Source organism: Caulobacter sp. GW821-FHT09B08, from assembly GCF_059418225.1.
In genome coordinates, this window is sequence record NZ_JBWKPL010000006.1 from 46606 (window position 1) to 64873 (window position 18268).

At 67.7% G+C, this 18268-nt stretch carries 17 protein-coding genes; 2 read left to right on the forward strand and 15 right to left on the reverse strand.

All coding sequences use genetic code 11. From position 1 onward, the window contains the following. Positions 1-2: 2 nt before the first annotated feature. From AC07OA_RS17180 to sidA, 3 genes are all read right to left on the reverse strand, one after another. Positions 3-317 (reverse strand): DUF5076 domain-containing protein, encoded by a 315-nt coding sequence (locus AC07OA_RS17180; RefSeq protein ID WP_494665035.1) that lies wholly within the window; start codon positions 315-317, stop codon positions 3-5. A 121-nt stretch (positions 318-438) separates the two neighbouring features. Beyond that, positions 439-3867: a DNA polymerase III subunit alpha gene (gene dnaE, locus AC07OA_RS17185; protein ID WP_494665036.1), complete on the reverse strand. Its 3429-nt coding sequence runs from the start codon at positions 3865-3867 to the stop codon at positions 439-441. Positions 3868-3891: 24 nt separating this feature from the next. Continuing rightward, positions 3892-3981: a cell division inhibitor SidA gene (gene sidA, locus AC07OA_RS17190; RefSeq protein ID WP_494665037.1), complete on the reverse strand. Its 90-nt coding sequence runs from the start codon at positions 3979-3981 to the stop codon at positions 3892-3894. 166 nt (positions 3982-4147) lie between these two features. Between sidA and AC07OA_RS17195 the strand changes: the two genes are divergently transcribed. Together AC07OA_RS17195 and AC07OA_RS17200 are read left to right on the forward strand one after the other, a co-directional pair. Further along, positions 4148-5107 (forward strand): nucleoside hydrolase, encoded by a 960-nt coding sequence (locus tag AC07OA_RS17195; RefSeq protein WP_494665038.1) that lies wholly within the window; start codon positions 4148-4150, stop codon positions 5105-5107. A gap of 69 nt (positions 5108-5176) precedes the next feature. After that, entirely contained in the window at positions 5177-6409 is a 1233-nt protein-coding gene (locus tag AC07OA_RS17200; protein ID WP_494665039.1) for a hypothetical protein, read from the forward strand. Between the two features lie 8 nt (positions 6410-6417). Here the strand turns inward: AC07OA_RS17200 and AC07OA_RS17205 are convergent, their stop codons facing one another. The 12 genes from AC07OA_RS17205 to AC07OA_RS17260 form a co-directional block, all read right to left on the reverse strand. Continuing rightward, entirely contained in the window at positions 6418-7104 is a 687-nt protein-coding gene (locus AC07OA_RS17205) for an ABC transporter ATP-binding protein (RefSeq protein WP_494665040.1), read from the reverse strand. Further along, positions 7097-8371 carry a lipoprotein-releasing ABC transporter permease subunit gene (locus AC07OA_RS17210; protein WP_494665041.1) on the reverse strand — a complete coding sequence of 425 codons (1275 nt, stop codon included), beginning with the start codon at positions 8369-8371 and terminating at the stop codon, positions 7097-7099. The genes AC07OA_RS17205 and AC07OA_RS17210 overlap by 8 nt, the downstream gene beginning before the upstream one ends. Beyond that, positions 8371-9711, reverse strand: coding sequence for a proline--tRNA ligase (gene proS, locus AC07OA_RS17215; protein WP_494665042.1), 1341 nt, complete (start codon positions 9709-9711; stop codon positions 8371-8373). Before proS ends, AC07OA_RS17210 begins: the two co-directional genes overlap by 1 nt. Positions 9712-10123: 412 nt before the next feature. Continuing rightward, positions 10124-10384 carry a DUF1467 family protein gene (locus AC07OA_RS17220; protein WP_494665043.1) on the reverse strand — a complete coding sequence of 87 codons (261 nt, stop codon included), beginning with the start codon at positions 10382-10384 and terminating at the stop codon, positions 10124-10126. Then, positions 10384-10800, reverse strand: a complete 417-nt coding sequence (gene mce, locus AC07OA_RS17225) for a methylmalonyl-CoA epimerase (RefSeq protein WP_494665044.1) — start codon at positions 10798-10800, stop codon at positions 10384-10386. The genes AC07OA_RS17220 and mce overlap by 1 nt, the downstream gene beginning before the upstream one ends. Before the next feature lie 54 nt (positions 10801-10854). Then, positions 10855-11172, reverse strand: coding sequence for an antibiotic biosynthesis monooxygenase family protein (locus tag AC07OA_RS17230; protein WP_494665045.1), 318 nt, complete (start codon positions 11170-11172; stop codon positions 10855-10857). A 184-nt stretch (positions 11173-11356) separates the two neighbouring features. Further along, on the reverse strand, positions 11357-12106 hold the full coding sequence (locus AC07OA_RS17235) for a rhomboid family intramembrane serine protease (RefSeq protein WP_494665046.1): 750 nt from the start codon (positions 12104-12106) through the stop codon (positions 11357-11359). A gap of 5 nt (positions 12107-12111) precedes the next feature. Then, positions 12112-13806: a ribonuclease J gene (locus tag AC07OA_RS17240; protein WP_494665047.1), complete on the reverse strand. Its 1695-nt coding sequence runs from the start codon at positions 13804-13806 to the stop codon at positions 12112-12114. Then, positions 13803-14591, reverse strand: coding sequence for a type III pantothenate kinase (locus AC07OA_RS17245; protein WP_494665323.1), 789 nt, complete (start codon positions 14589-14591; stop codon positions 13803-13805). Before AC07OA_RS17245 ends, AC07OA_RS17240 begins: the two co-directional genes overlap by 4 nt. After that, a complete protein-coding gene (locus AC07OA_RS17250; RefSeq protein ID WP_494665324.1) occupies positions 14588-15334 on the reverse strand; it encodes a biotin--[acetyl-CoA-carboxylase] ligase in 747 nt (248 codons plus the stop codon). The genes AC07OA_RS17245 and AC07OA_RS17250 overlap by 4 nt, the downstream gene beginning before the upstream one ends. Position 15335: 1 nt before the next feature. Continuing rightward, complete coding sequence (nuoN, locus tag AC07OA_RS17255; protein ID WP_494665048.1) at positions 15336-16775, reverse strand: NADH-quinone oxidoreductase subunit NuoN; 1440 nt, start codon at positions 16773-16775, stop codon at positions 15336-15338. 8 nt (positions 16776-16783) lie between these two features. After that, positions 16784-18268, reverse strand: a complete 1485-nt coding sequence (locus tag AC07OA_RS17260; RefSeq protein WP_494665049.1) for an NADH-quinone oxidoreductase subunit M — start codon at positions 18266-18268, stop codon at positions 16784-16786.

Genomic DNA, 18268 nt, shown 5'->3' on the forward strand with positions numbered 1-18268 from the left:
GGTCAGGCGACCCGCGCCCCCGGCCCGCCCGTTCGTTCGGACGAGGGCGACGCCGTCTCGTCGTTGAAGCTGTCGACCACGGCCTCCAGCAGTTCCGCCCGGGATCCCATGCCCTCGGCGCTCAGCGCGTCGGCCAAGTGCCCCGCCAGATCGGCCAGGATGATGCCCCACGCGGCCGTCTCCCGCGACACGCCGTCGCCGGCATAGAGGCCCACGCGCAAGGAGCAGTGCAGCCCTTGTTCGGCGATCCAGACGCGGGCCAGCTCCAGCCCGTTGGTGCCGCGCAGCGCCGCCGGCGGAACTCCAAGCGCGTCCATCATCCCCTCCAGCCCGAAACGTCCTAACTCCGGCATGACCGCGAACCGACGGCCGACGCCTCGTCACAACCGCGCGTTCGACGCCGAGGTCCGGCGCACGGCCGGATACCGCGCCGACGCGTTAAACGTCTTCCAGCAAGGCCACGCCGGGCGCGGTCTTCAGGGCGCCGCGCAGGGCGGCGTCCAGGGTGTAGCGACCGGGCAGCTTCATCTCGATCTCGCGACCGCCGCCCAGGGCGGCCACCAGGCTGACCTCGCCGCCGCGCGGCGAGGCGGCGGCCTCCAGCCGGCGCTTGAGGGCCTCGATCTCGGTGGCCGAAGGCGACAGGTGCATGCGCAGCCCCGCCACCATGTTCTCGATGGCCTTCTCGATGGGTTCGGCGTCGTCGCCGAAGAAGCGCACCTCGCCGTCACGGGCCTTGGCGCGGACCTTGATGGCCACGGCCTTGCCCGGCTCCAGCACCTCGCGGCACTTGCGCAGGGCCTCGGGCGGGAACAGCACCTCGTATTCGCCGCTGGGATCCGACAGCGAGACGAAGGCGAAGCGCTCGCCGCTCTGGGAGGCGCGCTCCTGGCGACGGCGGACCACGCCGCACATCTTGAAGGCTTCCATGCCCGCCTCGGCGCGCGGAATGACCTCGGTCAGCATGTGGGTGCGCTTGCGACGCAGCACCCCGACCATGTCGTCCAGCGGATGGCCCGTCAGATAGAAGCCGACGGCCGACAGTTCCTCGTCCAGCAGGTCGATCTGATTCCAGGGCTCGGTCTTCTTCAGGCGCGGCCGGCCCGTGCCGCCGCCGAACAGAGCCCCCTGCCCGCCCGCGCGGTCGGCGGCGATGCTCTGGCCGTGGGCGATCAGCACGTCGGCCGAGGCGAAGATCTCGGCGCGGTTCTTGTGGAAACCGTCGAAGGCCCCGGCCCGGGCCAGGTTCTCGATGGCCCGCTTGTTGACCAGCTTGGGATCCACCCGTTCGACGAAATCGAAGATATCACGGAACGGCCCGCCCTCCTCGCGGATGGCGACCAGGTGCTTCATGGCCTCCAGGCCGACGTTGCGCACCGCGCCCAGGGCGTAGAGCACCTCGCCGTTCTCGACCTCGAAATCGGCGCCCGAGCGGTTCACGCAGGGCGGGCGCACGGTGATGTCGAACCGCCGGGCGTCCTGGTGGAAGACCGCCAGCTTGTCGGTGTTCGACAAGTCCAGGCTCATGGAGGCGGCCAAGAACTCGACCGGCGTGTTGGCCTTCAGCCAGCCCGTCTGGTACGAGATCAGGGCGTAGGCGGCGGCGTGCGACTTGTTGAAGCCGTAGCCGGCGAACTTGGCCACCAGTTCGAAGATCGAGCCCGACTGCTCCTCCGGCACGCCCTTTTCCTTGGCGCCGGCGACGAAACGGATCTTCTGGAGATCCATCTCCTCCTTCTTCTTCTTGCCCATGGCGCGACGCAGCAGGTCGGCCTCGCCCAGGCTGTAGCCGGCCAGGATCTGGGCGATCTGCATCACCTGTTCCTGGTAGACGATGACGCCGTAGGTCTCCTTGAGCACCTTCTCCAGCGAGGGATGCAGGTAGTCGACGGGCTTTCGGTCGAACTTGCAGTCCACGAAGGTGTCGATGTTGTCCATCGGACCGGGGCGGTACAGCGAGATCAGCGCGGTGATCTCCTCGATCGACCCGCAGCGCATCTTGCGCAGCGTGTCGCGCATGCCCTGGCTTTCCAACTGGAACACGCCGACCGTCTGGCCCGAGGCGAGGAGTTCGTAGGTCTTGGCGTCGTCGAAGGGCAGCGCGCCCAGGTCGACGATCTCGCCGCGCTTCTTCAGGTGCTTCACCGCGCGGTCCAGCACCGTCAGGGTCTTCAGGCCCAGGAAGTCGAACTTCACCAAGCCCGCGCTCTCGACCCACTTCATGTTGAACTGGGTGGCCGGCAGGTCCGAGCGCGGATCCTTGTAGAGCGGGGTCAGCTGGGTCAGGGGCCGGTCGCCGATCACCACGCCGGCGGCGTGGGTCGAGGCGTTGCGGAACAGGCCTTCCAGCTGCAGGGCCACGTCGAGGCAGCCCTTGACGTTGGCGTCCTCGTCGCGCGCCTGCTTCAGGCGCGGCTCGATGTCGATAGCCTGGGCCAGGGTGACCGGCGCGGCCGGGTTGTTGGGCACCATCTTGCAGAGACGGTCCACCAGCCCCAGCGGCAGCTGCATCACCCGGCCGACGTCGCGCAGCACGGCGCGCGCTTGCAAGCTGCCGAAGGTGATGATCTGGGCCACGCGGTCGCGGCCGTACTTCTCCTGCACGTAGGCGATCACCTCTTCGCGCCGCTCCTGACAGAAGTCGACGTCGAAGTCGGGCATGGAGACCCGCTCGGGATTGAGGAAGCGCTCGAACAGCAGACCGAACCGCAGGGGGTCGAGATCCGTGATGGTCAGCACCCAGGCGACCAGCGAACCCGCGCCCGAACCCCGGCCCGGTCCCACGGGAATGCCGTGTTCCTTGCCCCACTTGATGAAGTCGGACACGATCAGGAAGTAGCCGGGGAAGCCCATCTTGATGATGATGCCCAGCTCGAAATCCAGCCGATCCCAATATTCCTGTTCCGGCGCGGCCAGCTCGGACAAAGCCGCCAGACGCATGCGCAGGCCTTCACGGGCCTGGTGAGTCAGTTCCTCGGGCTCGCTGCGGCCATCGCCCGTGGGAAAGCTGGGCAGGATCGGATCGCGCTTGTGCACCATGAAGGCGCAGCGACGGGCGATATCCAGGGTGTTGTCGCAGGCTTCCGGCAGGTCGGCGAACAGCTTGCGCATGTCCTCGGCCGGCTTGAACCAGTGCTCGGGCGTCACCCGCCGGCGCTCGTCCTGGCCGACGAACGAGCCGTCGGAAATGCACAGCAGGGCGTCGTGCGCCTCATAGAGCGCGGGCTTGGCGTAATAGACGTCGTTGGTGGCCACCAGCGGCGCGTCGTTCTCATAGGCCCAGTGAACCAGGCCCGGTTCGGCGGCGGCCTGGCGAGGCAGGCCATGGCGCTGCAGCTCGACATAGAAGCGGTCGCCGAACACTCGGTGCATCTCGGCCAGGGCCGCCTCGCCCTCGGTCGTCTTGCCGGCCGCGAACAGAGCGTCCACCGGACCGTCCGTGCCGCCCGACAGCAGGATCAGCCCTTCGGCGTGCTCGACCACCTTGGCCCAGGGCACCACCGGCTCGGCCATCTCGCCGCTTTCCAGATAGGCCAGGGACGAGAGCTCGGAGAGATTGAGATAGCCCCGCTCGTTCTGCGCCAGCAGGGTTATGGTCGGCGTACGAGCCCAACGCTCGGTCGGCCCGGCCCCGACGCCCGAGACCGCCAGGGCGCAGCCGATGATCGGTTGAACCCCGTAGTCCTTGGAATAGACGGAAAATTCCAGCGCCCCGAACAGGTTGTTCCGGTCGACCAAACCCGCGGCGGGCATACCCGCCCCCGCGGCCATGCCGGGGATCTTGTCAGCCTTGATGGCGCCTTCGAGCAGCGAATAGGCCGAACGCACGCGAAGGTGGACAAACCCCTGACCTTCGCCATCCGACATCACCGCACCTCATGCTTTTTCGACTCAAGCCACCAACTGGGCGACCTGACACATCATCCAGACGAAGCTGGCGACAGATACAAGGGCGAAAGACTCACGCGCGATCCGGATCATAGAACCCTCCAGCAGTCGTTGCTTGTTTGTTCTGTATTCCACTTTTGTTCTCATCGCGCAAGAGACCCTTGTTCGATTGCGAGCTTTTTTGTCGCGCGGTCCGCGCCGATCGGTCGCGGGCCGGATTTCCGGTGGATTCCGGGCGCGGATCGGGCCAGATCGCCCCATGCGACTGATCATCGACACCGACACCGCCGGCGACGACGCCTTCTCCCTGATGCTGGCCCTGCGCCGCCCCGGCGTCAGCGTCGAAGCCATCACCATCGCCCACGGCAATGTCGGCTTCGAGCAGCACGCAGAGAACGCCCTGGCCACGCTGGAGGTCTGCGGGCGCGGCGGCGAGGTTCCGGTCTATCTGGGCGCCCAGCGGCCGTTCACCCGCGCCCCGCTGGACGCGGCCTATGTGTTCGGCGCCGACGGCATGAGCGACAGCGGCTTTCCCAAGACCGTCCAGCGCCCCTCCCCCGGCCATGCGGCCGACGAGATCGTCCGCCGGGTCATGGAAGCGCCCGGCGAGATCACTCTGATCGCCCAGGCGGCCCTGACCAACATCGCCCTGGCCTATCTGCGCGAGCCGCGCATCGCCCAGGCCGTCAAGCACCTGTGGATCATGGGCGGAACCGACAACGCGGTCGGCAATGTCACCCCGGCGGCCGAGTACAATCTCTATGTCGACCCGGAAGCGGCCAAGATCGTGATCAATGCCGGGTTCTCCACAAGCATCGTCACCTGGACCGAGACCCTGCGCGACGGCCTGCTGACGGTGGCGCAACTGGCGGAGCTGGAAGCGCTGGGCACGCCGCGCGCGGCCTTCTTCACCCAGGTCAACCGCACCTCCCTGGCCTTCGCCCAAGAGACGCAGGGGCTGGACGGCAGCCTGCATCCCGACGCCCTGACCTGCGCCGTCGCCCTGGACAAAGACCTGATCCTGGAGGCCGAGATGGCCGTGGTCGACGTCGAGACCCAGGGCGAGCTGACGCGCGGCTATATGAGCGTCTCGCACGCCATCCTGCCGGACATCGAACTGGCCGATCCCGCCCTCAAGCGCCGACCGCCGAACGCCCGGGTGATCAAGAAGATCGATCAGGCCGGCTTCTACCGGGCCATGCGCGAAGCTCTACTTTAACAGCCTGACGTTTAACGCAATTTCAGGATGCCGCGCTTAGGATCTCCCTGATTTTGGGGGAATGAGACCTTGTCACGGTTCGCCGCGATCGTTGGCGCGACTTTGTGTCTGGCGGGCGCGAGCCAGGCTAGCGCCCAAGCTTCGCTCTTCTCGCGCGACACGATCTCCGGGATCGTCGACCTGCGCTTGGGCGCGGCCGACGGCGAGACGGCCTGGATCGACGGGGGCCTGGGCAAGGCGCGGTTCGGCGACAACGCCAAGCCGGCGCTGGGCGAAGCCACGATCGTCTGGAACCCGCGCCTGTCGTCGCAGATCGGCGCGGTGATCACCGGCCAAAGCCAGCAGGGCCAGGACCGCGCGGTCGACTTCGGCGAGGCCTACCTCACCTACAGGGGCGATCTCTCGGGCGGCGTGCGGCTGAACGCCCGCGCCGGCCTGATGTGGCCTCCGATCTCGCTGGAGCATGACGGGTTGGAATGGTCGGTTCCCGACACCATCACGCCGTCGGCGATCAACAGCTGGGTGGCCGAGGAGACCAAGGTGGTGGGTCTGGAGGCCACGGCGCGGGGCGCGATCGGCGGTCAGGCCTTGTCGGCGACGGTCGGGGTCTTCACCCACGGCGACACGGCCGGCACCCTGCTGAGTTTCCGAGGCTGGGCGCTGCACGACCTGAAGTCCACGGCCTCTGGCGATTTCCCCCTGCCCCCGCTCAGCCCGTTCATGGTCCGGCGGCAGGCGCCGTTCACAACCTCGATCCGCGAGCTGGACGGCCGCGCCGGGGTCTATGGCCGAGTGGAGTGGCGGCCGAGCTCAAGCTTGGCGCTCGACCTGTTCGCCTATGACAACGACGGCGACCGCACCAGCGTCGACAATCAGGAATGGTCCTGGGAGACGCGGTTCTTCAACCTGGGCGCCCGTTGGGACCTGGATGAAGCCACCCATCTGCGCGCCCAGGCCCTGCAGGGCGAAACCCTGATGGGCTACTCCAACGCCCGTGGCGTGTGGATCGATGTCGGCTTCCAGTCGGCCTATGTGTCGGCGACGCGGGACCTGGGCCCCGGCTCGCTGACCGCGCGGCTGGACCAGTTCTCGACCACGGACCGCACCAACAAGGCGGTCGACAACAATTCCGAGCACGGCTGGGCCGCCCTGGCCGCCTATCGCTGGGACGTGCGGCCCGGCGTGCACATGGTGTTCGAGGCGATGCGGATCGACAGCGACCGTCTCGAGCGCACGCGACTGGGCGAGGCGCCGCAACAGACCCAGACGGTGGTCCAGACGGCGCTTCGCTATCAGTTCTAGGCCCAGGCCTAGAGCGTCTGCGCCACCAGGTGGCCGTCCTTCAGGGCGAAGACGCGGTCCATGTAGCGGGCCAGTTCCATGTTGTGGGTGGCAATCACGGCCGCGACGCCGCGCTGGCGGGCTTGGTCGTAGAGCGCCTGGAACACGGCCTGGGAGTTGGCGGGGTCTAGGTTGCCGGTCGGCTCGTCGGCCAGCAGGAGGCGCGGGCTGTTGGCCAGGGCGCGGGCGATGGCCACACGTTGCTGCTCGCCGCCCGACATCTGGCCCGGCTGGTGCTCCAGGCGGTGCGACAGGCCCAGTTGGTCCAGCATGACCTTGGCCGAGGCCTGGGCCTCGCCCTTCCCCTTGCCCGCGATCATGGCCGGCAGGGCCACGTTGTCCAGGGCGGTGAACTCGGGCAACAGGTGGTGGAACTGGTAGACGAAGCCCACGGTCGACAGCCGCACCTTGGTGCGCTGGCGCTCCGACAGCTTGGAGCAGTCGCGGCCGCCCAGGGCGATGATGCCGGCGTCGGGCTTTTCCAGCAGGCCCGCGGCGTGCAGCAGCGACGACTTGCCAGATCCCGACGGACCGATCAGCCCGACCACCTCGCCCGGATAGACGTCCAGGTCGACGCCGCGCAGGACGTTCAGCGGGCCGGCCTCGGTGACATAGGTGCGCTCGACGCCGCGCAGGGCCAGGACGGGATCACTCATAGCGAAGGGCCTCGACCGGATCGAGCCGCGAGGCCCAGAGCGCCGGCAACAGTGCGGCCAATACGCTGAGGAGCGTCGTGATGGCCACGATCACCCCGACCTCCGTCCAGTCGATCTTGGCCGGGATGTGGGCCAGGAAGTAGATGTCGGCGCTGAACACCGCCGTACCGCTTATCCATTCCACGAAACTCTGGATGGCGGTGATGTTGGCGCAGAACAGCACGCCCAGCAGCAGGCCCGTCAGGGTGCCTGACAAGCCGATCGAGGCGCCCGCCATGACGAAGATCCGCAGGATCGCGCCCTGACTGGCCCCGATGGTCCGCAGGATGGCGATGTCGCGGCTCTTGTTCTTCACCAGCATGACCAGGGCCGAGATGATGTTCAGGGTGGCGATGGCCACGACGATGAACAGGATCAGCCGCATCACCTTGCGCTCGACCTGCAGGGCGTTGAAATAGCTGGCGTTCTTGTCCATCCAATCCTGCACGAACGCGCCGGGACCGCTGGCCTGCTCGATGGCGGGCTTGATCCCCTTGGCCTTGTCCGGATCGTCGACCTTGATCTCCACATAGTCGATCGAGGTGTCGCGCCCGAAGAACAGTTGAGCCTGGGGCAGCGCCATGTAGACGAAGCTCTCGTCGAACTGGCTCATGCCCACGCTGAAGACGCCGCCGACCGTGTAGTCCTTCTCGCGCGTGGAGGTCCCGAACGCGGTGGCGGGGCCGGAGGGCGAGATCAGGGTGATGGCGTCGCCCACCGACAGGCCCAGATTGCGGGCCATCCGATCACCGATCAGCACGATGTCGCCGCCGTACTCGCCCTCGCCGAAGCCGGCCAGCGAGCCCTGCTTGATGTTGGTCGAGATCATCTTCATGCCGCGCAGGTCGGCGGGGGTGACGCCGCGCACGATGGCGCCGGACACCTGGCTGGGGCCGATGACCATGGCCTGGGCCTCGACCATCGGCGCGGCCTGGGTCACGCCGGGCACCGCCTTGATGCGGGCGACGACGCCGGCGCGGTCGGGTCCGTTCAGCAACGGACCCTGGGCGTAGACGTGGCCGTTGAAGCCCAGCAGCCGGCCCAGAAGTTCGGCGCGGAAGCCGTTCATGACGCTCATCACGGTGATCAGGGCGAAGACCGCCAACATCACCGCCGCGAACGAAATGATGGTGATCACCGCCGCGCCGCCGTTCTTGCGCTTGTTGCGCAAGTACCGCCAGGCGACGGTGCGTTCCCAGGTTCCGAACGGACCGGCGCCGAGGGCCATCAGGCGGCGGCCCCAGCCGGCTTCGAGGCGGTCAGGCCGGCCAGCACGTCGGCCAGCGGGGCGCTGTGGCGCTCGCCGGTCTTGCGGTTCTTGATCTCGACCACGCCCTCGGCGATGCCCTTGGGGCCGACGATCAGCTGCCACGGCACGCCGATCAGGTCGGCCGTGGCGAACTTGGCGCCGCCGCGAGCATCGGTGTCGTCGTACAGCGGATCGCGGCCGGCGGCCTTGAGCGCCTTGTAGGCGGTCTCGCAGGCCTCATCGCAGGCGGCGTCGCCCTGGCGCATGTTGATGATGCTGACGTCGAACGGCGCGACGGACTCCGGCCAGATGATGCCGCCCTCGTCGTGGCTGGCCTCGATGATCGCGCCCAGCAGGCGCGAGACGCCAACGCCGTAGCTGCCCATCTGCACCGGCACGTCCTTGCCGTCCGGCCCGGTGACCAGGGCCTTCATCGGCTCGGAATACTTCGTGCCGAACGAGAAGATGTGGCCCACCTCGATGCCGCGCGCCGACAGGCGGTCGCCCTCGGGAATGGCGTCGAAGGCCGCCGCGTCGTGCATTTCCTCGGTGGCGGCGTAGAGCGCGGTGCGCTGGTTCACCAGCGGCTGCAGGTCGCCGTCCCAATCGACGTCCGGACCGGGCGCGGCCATCTCGACCAGGTCCTTGTGGCAGAAGACGGCGCTTTCGCCCGTCTCGGCCAGGACGATGAACTCGTGGGAAAGGTCGCCGCCGATCGGGCCGGTGTCGGCGCGCATCGGTACGGCCTTCAGGCCCATGCGCGAGAACAGGTTCAGATAGGCCACGAACATGCGGTTGTACGACGCGCGCGCGCCCTCGGCGTCGAGGTCGAAGCTGTAGGCGTCCTTCATCAGGAACTCGCGGCCGCGCATCACGCCGAAGCGCGGGCGGCGCTCGTCGCGGAACTTCCACTGGATGTTGTAGAGGTTCTTGGGCAGGTCCTTGTAGCTCTTGACCGAGGCGCGGAAGATGTCGGTGACCACTTCCTCGGCGGTCGGACCGAACAGCAGGTCGCGCTTGTGGCGGTCGGTGATGCGCAGCATCTCGTCCCCATAGGCCTCGTAGCGGCCGCTCTCGCGCCACAGCTCGGCCAGCTGGATGGTCGGCATCAGCAGCTCGACGGCGCCGGCCCGGTCCATCTCTTCGCGAACGATCTGCTCGACCTTCTTGAGCACCTTCAGGCCCAGCGGCAGCCAGGCATAGATGCCCGCCGCCTCCTGGCGGATCATGCCGGCCCGCAGCATCAGCTGGTGCGAGACGATCTGGGCGTCGGAAGGAGCTTCTTTCAGAACGGGCAGGAAATAGCGCGACAGGCGCATGGACGAGACGTCTCCGGGGAACAAGAGCGTGACAGCCGAAAGTGTGAGCGGTTTCGGCGGCCGTCACGCTCCCAATGTTTGAATCCGGCGTTGAGATAGCCGCTTGGGCGTCAGCTTGGCAACGCGCACGGCCAAAAGATGGCTGCGGAGAACGCGTGAAACGAAAATTAGCGGCGCGAAACGAAAAAAAGGCCGCGCGGTCCTCGCGCGGCCTTTGAAGTCATCGTCGGGGAAGACGCCACAGAGCAAGGTCGGAAAAGCCGGCCTCGTGACTCTGAGACTAGGCCCCGAACGACTGTTCGGGGCGCCCGATTGCGCCTGGCCTGACCAGTTGGTGAAAGTCGCCCACGCATTGGGCGAATGCCGGCAAATTTGACGCCGGCCGCCCAAGGCTTGGGCGCCATTTCTATGATCAATAGTTCGCGGGCAGTTCCGGCAGCCTGATCAGGCCGAAATGGATGACCAGCAGCAGCCCCGCCATCACCAGGGCCGAGACCCAGGTGGTGGTGATGAACTTGCGCTTCAGGTTCGGATTGACCGGCGCGCCGGGATCCGCGCCCGGGGGCGGCTCGATTCCCATCTCCCGGAAGGTGCGGTTGCCCAGGGGCAGCACGGCGAACAGCGTGGTCCACCAGATGGTCAGATAGACGGCGATGCAGGTGACGGGACCCATCAGTGCGCTTCTTTCGGGGTTTCCATGAGCTCGACCAGCATGCCGCCCATGTCCTTGGGGTGAACGAAGATGATCAGGGTGCCGTGCGCGCCGATGCGCGGCTCGCCCAGCACGGTGGCGCCCTTGGCGACCAGGGCGTCGCGGGCCTCGTAGATGTTTTCCACCTCGAAGCAGATGTGGTGCTGGCCGCCCTTGGGGTTCTTGGCCAGGAAGCCGTGGATCGGCGACGTCTCGCCGTAGGGCTCGATCAGCTCGATCTGGCTGTTGGGCAGGTTGACGAAGCACACCCACACGCCCTGCTCGGGCATGGCCCACTTGTCGGTATGCGAGGTCGCGCCCAGCAGGTCGCGGTACATCTTCACCGACTCGTCGATGGAGGGCGTGGCGACGCCGACGTGGTTGAGCTTGCCGATCATGCGTTTCAGGTCCTGCGCGTTGCGGGCGCGGACCCGTGGGACCGCGCCTCCTTGTTATTTCTCGACCGTATAGACGACTTCATAGAGCCCCGGCGAGGCGTTTCCGAGGCGCTTGTTGCCCTCGATCCAGCCGCCGGCGTCGAGGGCCTGGAACACGCGGCGCATGGCCGCCCGATCCGTGCACTGCGCGTAATTGACCACGCGGTCGCCATCGAGCTCGCGATGCAGGCTGGCCGACAGCCAGCCCTCGACGCCGCCGGCGACGTGGGCGGCCTCCTTGAGGAAGTCGATCAGGGCGTCCTGGCCGCCAGGCGGGGCGGTGAAGACGTTGATCTGGGTGACGAGGCCGCGATTGGCGACGATGCGAGGCATGGGGTTTCTCCGATTTGGGCCTGGAGAGACGGCCGGATTCCCGCCCGGACACGGCCTCGCCAAGCCCGGCGACGCGTGAGCGCCTGGGCTTGCCGAGGGTCCGGATGGACGGAGGGCCTTGCGGCCTGGCGGGGCTTACCTGACCCGCCGGCTCCTTTTCGACGGGATCAGGCTAGCACGGACGTCAGGAAAACGGCGAGTCCTCGGACGGACCGCGCAACCAGTGGAAGCGTACGGGCATGGCCTGAATCAGCACCATGCCGACCAGGAAGCCGCCCAAATTCGTCTGCCAGACGATGCCGATAATCCCCTGGTTCGAAGCGAGACCGTAGGCCGCGGCCAGAGCCACAATCACTAGATTGGAAATGATCGCCAAGCCGATCTGCTGGAGCACCCCGCGCGAGAACATCGGCGCCAGCTTGGCCTCGCCCGGTCCGGCCAGTCGCGCCACCGCGCCCCACAGGCCGAAGATCGCGCCCGACGCCCCGACCGCCGGGCTGTCGGCCGGCGCCAGCAGCAGGAACATCGCCCCGCCGGCCAGGCCGCAGACCAGGTAGAAAATCAGGAACAGCAGCCCGCCCCAGGCGTCGCGACCGAACCGCTGGGCGATGGCCGGCCCCAGGGCGATCAGGGCCGCGCTGTTCATGGCGATGTGCAGCCAGCCCACATGCAGGAACATGTGGGTCAGCGGCGTCCACCACAGACCGTATTGCAGCGCCGTCTTCGACAGCGCGCCCAGGAGGAAGGGGGTGTTGCCCCAGCCCAGGGCCTCGCCGACCAGCTGGCCCGCGAAGACCAGCCAGATGACGCCGGTCAGCACCATCACCGGCCAGGCCTCGAACCAGAGCATGGCCGGTCCCCTGCCCCACAGCGACTCGCGCTGGGCGCGCTCCTGGGGCGCTTCGGGGGCCGGCGTCTGCTCTTCGTCGCTCATCGCGGTCAGATGCGCAGGACCGTGGTCTCGACCACGGGCTTGCGTTCCCAGATGCGGAAGGCGGCCTTCTTCACGGCCTTGGACAGCGCGCTCTCGATGGCCTCGTCGATCTCGTACTGCTCGTCCTTCAGGCGCTTGAAGGCGCTTTCGGCCTCCTCCGCCAGGTCGTCCAGGGCGTCGTCGAGCGGATATTCGGCGTCGCCGGCCAGGCCGATGCCCCGGACCTGCGGGCCCGAGACGATCTTGTTGCGACCGTCCAGCACGACCGAGACCGCCAGCATGCCGTTGAACGCCGCATGGCGCCGCTCGCGCAAGGCCTCGCCGTTCTCGGGCGTCACCACCCCGCCGTCCACGTAGAGACGGCCGGCCGGCACCTCGTCGATGATCGACGGATGGCCCGGGGCCAGCAGCACCATGTCGCCGTTGCGCGGGGTGACCGCGTGCGGCACCTGCAGGTCCTTGGCGAAGGCGGCGTGCTCGATCAGGTGGCGACGCTCGCCGTGGGTCGGCACGGCGATCTGCGGCCGAGCCCACTGATACATCTGCTTCAGCTCGTCGCGGCACGGGTGGCCGCTGACGTGGATGCCGGGGGTGTCGCGCTCGGTGTGCAGGCGCACGCCGCGGTCGGCCAGCTTGTTCTGCAGGTTGCGGATCGGGATCTCGTTGCCCGGGATCACCCGCGAGCTGAAGACCACGTGGTCGCCGGTCGACAGCTTGACGTGCGGATGGGTGCCTTCGGCGATCCGAGCCAGGGCCGCGCGGGCCTCGCCCTGGCTGCCGGTGCACAGGAACAGCACTTCGTTCTCGGGCAGGTACTTGGCCTGGTCGTCGGTGATGAAGGGCTCCAGGCCCTCAAGCAGGCCCACCGACTTGGCGGCGGCGGCCATGCGGTGCATCGAACGGCCGGCCAGGCACACCTTGCGGCCGTTGGCCTGAGCCGCGCGGATCACGGTGTCCATGCGCGCCACGTTCGAGGCGAAGCAGGCCACGGCGATCTTGCCGGTCAGGCCGGCGATCAGCTTGTTCATCGCCTCGCGCACGCCGGCCTCCGAGCCGGCCTCGCCGTCGACGAAGACGTTGGTGCTGTCGCAGACCATGGCCAGCACGCCCTCGTCGCCCAGCTTGCGGATAGCGTCGATGTCGGTGGCCTCGCCCAGCTGGGGATCGGGATCGATCTTCCAGTCGCCGGTGTGCAGGATCGTGCCCAGCGGCGTCTTGATCGCCAGGCCGTTCGGCTCGGGGATCGAGTGGGTCAGGGTGACCATTTCCAGGTGGAACGGCCCCAGGTCGAAGCTGCCGCTCAGCGGCACCTCGGTGATCTCCACCTCGTCCAGCAGCTTGGCGTCGCGCAGCTTCTCGCGCAGCAGGAAGGCGGTGAAGGGCGTGGCGAAGACGGGCGCCTTCAGGCGCGGCCACAGCCAGTGCACGGCGCCCAGGTGGTCTTCGTGGGCGTGGGTCAGGACGATGCCGAGGATGTCGTCCTTGTAGGCCTCGATGAATTCGGGGTCGGGCAGGATGATCTCGACGCCGGGCGTCGTCTGGTCGCCGAAGGTCACGCCCAGGTCGACGACGATCCACTTGCGATCGTCGGCCGGGCCGTAGCCGTAGAGATTGAAGTTCATGCCGATCTCGTTCGACCCGCCCAGCGGCAGGAAGACGAGCTCGTCTTGGGGAGAAGGCTTGTCGGTATATTTGGTCATTGAGTCTCTAGATGGGTGTTACGGCGATGAATTTCGAGGAGACCACGGATGGTCAGATCTGAATCGAAGTGATCGATGCTGTCGGTCGCGCCCTCGAACAGCGAGGCGACGCCGCCGGTGGCGATCACGGTCATGGGTTCGCCACGCTCGGCCTTGATCCGGGTCACCAGACCCTCGATCAGCGAGATGTAGCCCCAGAAGACGCCCGACTGCATGGCGCTGACGGTGTCGGTGCCGACCACGCGGTTGCGGGCCGGACGCTGGATGGCGATGCGCGGCAGCTTGGCGGCGGCCTCGTGCAGGGCCTGCATGGACAGGTTGATGCCGGGGGCGATGATGCCGCCCTCGAAGGCGCCGTCGGCGGCCACGATGTCGAAGGTGGTGGCCGTGCCGCTGTCGATGACGATCAGCGGGCCGGGATAGACCATGTGCGCGCCCACGGCGTTGACCAGGCGGTCGGCGCCGGCCTCGGACGGCTTGTCGATGCGCACGTCGACGCCCAGCCGGGCGTTCTCGCCGATCACCAACGGTTCGACGTTGAAATAGCGGCGGCACAGGTTGCGCAGGTTGAAGATCGACTGCGGCACTACACTGGAGATGATGCAGGCGTCGATGGCCCGGAAGCCCAGGCCCCGCATCGACAGCAGTTGCGACAGCCAGACCACATATTCGTCGGCCGTGCGCGTGCTCTCGGTGGCCGCGCGCCACTGGGCGATCCATTCGGCGCCATCGTGGATGGCGAACATGGTGTTGGTGTTGCCCTGCTCGATGGCCAGAAGCATCAGGAGGCCCCTCCGAAAAAGACGTCGCCGGCGGTGACCCGCCTCACGTGGCCGTCGGCCTGACGAAGACGCAAGGCGCCGTCGCCGTCCAGCCCTTCGGCGATCCCCTCCAGGGTTTCGGTCCCCAGGCGGGCCACGCACGGCTCGCCCAGGCCGTGGGCGCGGGCGGTCCAGGCGTCGGCGATGGCGGGAAAGCCCAGGCGCGACCAGACGTCGTTCCAGCGCGAAAAGGCCTCGGCCAGCACCTCGACGGCCTCGATGGGCTTGGGCGGCGGCGCGGCCATGTAGGTGGGCAGAGCCGTGGCGGGCCGTTCGCTGTCGATCGGCTTGCGCGACAGATTCACCCCGATGCCGACGGCGATCCAGAGACCTCCGACCGCGTGGGTCCCGGACTCCACCAGTATGCCGCTGACCTTCAGCCCGCCCAACAGCGGGTCGTTGGGCCATTTGAGGCTGACCAGATTGGCGGGGACATAGGCGGCCAGCAGGTCGGCCACCGCCAGGGCGGCGACGAACGAGACCTGGGCGGCCTCGGCCGGCGGCTTGTCGGTGCGGAACAGCAGGGTGGCGGCGAGGTTGCCCTCGCCGGTCTCCCACGCGCGACCGCGCCGGCCGCGACCGGCTGTCTGGCGCAGGCCCAGCAGCCAGACCGGGCCCGCCTCCCCCGCTTCCGCGCGGCGACGGGCCTCGGCGTTGGTCGAGTCGATCTCGTCCAGAACGACGACGGTCGGGACCGCGCCCGTCACGTCACGCGTGGCCAAAGGCCGCCGCTGCGGCCCGGGCGGCCGGATCCAGCCAGACCAGGGCGACCAGCACGATCGGGAACGAGAAGACCGCGGCGGCGAAGCCCACGGCGCGGGCGGTCGGCTGCGGCTTGTCCACGGCGGCGGCCGGGGCGTCGAACCACATCGTCTTGATCAGGCGCAGATAGTAGAACGCCGCGACCACGCTGCCGAGCAGGCCCAGCACCGCCGCCCATTGCAGCAGAACGTCGCCCGAGCCCATGGCCGCGCCGAAGACGTAGAACTTGGCCCAGAAGCCCGAGAACGGCGGCAGGCCCAGGGCCGACAGCGAGAACGCGGTCATGGCCACGGCGATGCCCGGGCGTTCCTTGATCAGGCCGGCCATGTCCTCGATGGTCTCCATCGGCTTGCCGTCGCGCGACAGGGCCTGGAGGCAGGCGAAGAAGCCGGTGACGTCCACCATGTAGAGCGTCATGAACAGCAGCATCGAGTGCAGGCCGGTCTCGCCGCCGGTCGCCACGCCCAGCAGGGCGTAGCCGACATTGGCGATGGAGCTGTAGGCCCACAGGCGCTTGAGATTGCTCTGGGCCAGACCCGCGAAGGCGCCGACGAAGACCGAGGCCAGGGCCGCGATCACCAGGATCTGGCGCCACTGGGCCACCGAATCCGGGAAGGCGTCGCCCAGCACGCGGGCGAACATCATCATGGCCGCCAGCTTCGGCGCGGCGGCGAAGAAGCCGACGACCGGGGTCGGGGCGCCTTCGTAGACGTCCGGAGTCCACATGTGGAACGGCGCGGCCGAGACCTTGAACGCCAGGCCGCAGATCAGGAACACCAGGCCGAACAGCAGGCCCACATTGTGGCCGCCATGGGCGATGGCCGCGATGTCGGCGAAGCGGGTCGAACCGGCGAAGCCGTAGATCAGCGACGAACCGTACAGCAGCAGACCCGACGACAGGGCGCCCAGCACGAAATACTTCAGGCCCGCTTCCGACGACTTGGCGTCGTCGCGGCGGAAGGCGGCCAGGACGTACAGGGCCAGCGATTGCAGCTCGACACCGATATAGAGGCTGATCAGGTCGCCGGCCGAGGCGGTGACGCCCATGCCCAGGGCCGACAGGATCACCAGAACGGCGTATTCGAACTTCTGGTCGCCCTTGGCGGCCAGCCAGCGGTCGCCAAGCACGATGGCGATGGCGCTGAACAGATAGATGGCGACCTTGGCGTAGGTCGCGGCCGCGTCGGCGGCGTAGACGCCGTTGAACGCATGGCCGTGCGGCCCGACCACGGCGGCCACGGCCGCGCCCAGCAGGGCCAGGACGGCCGCGCCGGTGAACACCGGCGAGGTCTTGCGCGAGAAGGCGCCCCAGACCAGCAGCGCCAGGGCCGAGACCCCGAGGACGACTTCGGGAAGGACGAGCGAGAAGTTGTCGGCGAACGTCATGGGGTCCCTCACCCGCCCACGGCGGCGCGCCAGGCGCCGACGAGCCCGTCGACGGACGACGCGGTCAGGTTGAAGATGAGATTGGGATAAACGCCGAGCACCAGGGTGCTGACGATCAGCGGGGTGAAGATCAGGATCTCGCGCTTGTCGAGGTCGGTGATGGTCTGGAGCTCGGGATTGACGATCTCGCCGAACATCACGCGCCGATAGAGGTTCAGCGCGTAGACGGCCGACAGGATCACGCCGGTGGTGGCGACGATCGCCGTCCAGGTCGAGGCCTTGTAGGCGCCCGTCATGGTCAGGATTTCGCCGACGAAGCCCGAAGTGCCCGGCAGGCCGACATTGCCCATGGTGAACAGCATGAACACCGCCGCGTACCAGGGCATGCGGTTGGTGAGGCCGCCGTAGAAGGCGATCTCGCGGGTGTGCATGCGGTCATAGACGACGCCCACGCAGAGGAAGAGCGCGCCGGAGATCACCCCGTGGCTCAGCATCTGGAACAGGGCGCCCTGCTCGCCGGCCGTGTTGCCCGAGAAGATGCCCATGGTCACGAAGCCCATGTGGGCGACCGACGAATAGGCGATCAGCTTCTTGATGTCGGTCTGACGGAAGGCGACCAGCGAGGTGTAGACGATGGCGATCACCGACATCGCGAACACCAGCGGCTGGAACATCTCCGAAGCGTTGGGGAACATCGGCAGGCTGAAGCGCATGAAGCCGTAGCCCCCCAGCTTCAGCAGGATGCCCGCCAGGATCACCGAACCGGCCGTCGGGGCCTCGACGTGGGCGTCGGGCAGCCAGGTGTGGACCGGCCACATCGGCATCTTGACCGCGAAGCTGGCGAAGAAGGCCAGCCACAGCCAGGTCTGCAGCCACGGGGCGAACTTGTAGGTCATCAGGTCGGGGACCGACGAGGTGTGGGCGATGCTGATCATGGCCAGGATGGCCGCCAGCATCAGCACCGAGCCGAGCAGGGTGTAGAGGAAGAACTTGTAGGCCGCGTACACCCGGCGCTTGCCGCCCCAGATGCCGATGATCAGGAACATCGGCACCAGGCTGGCTTCGAAGAACAGGTAGAACAGGATCAGGTCCAGGGCGCAGAACACGCCGACGACCAGCACTTCCAGCAGCAGGAAGGCGATCATGTACTCGACGATGCGCTTCTCGATCGACTGCCAGCTGGCCAGGATGCAGATCGGCAGCAGGAAGGTCGTCAGCAGCACGAACAGCACCGAGATGCCGTCCACGCCCATGCGGTAGTGCAGGCCCGCGAACCAGTTGAGGTCTTCCACGAACTGGAAGCCCGGGTTCTTGGCGTCGAACTGGGCGACCAGCACGACCGAGATCGCGAAGGTGACCAGGGTGGTCGCCAGGGCGATCCACTTGGCGAGATTGTCCGTCTTGGCGTTGTCGCCGTGCAGGGCGCGCGCGCCGAGCAGCAGGACCACGCCGACGAGCGGGGCGAAGGTGGTGAGGCTAAGCAGGCCGGTCAT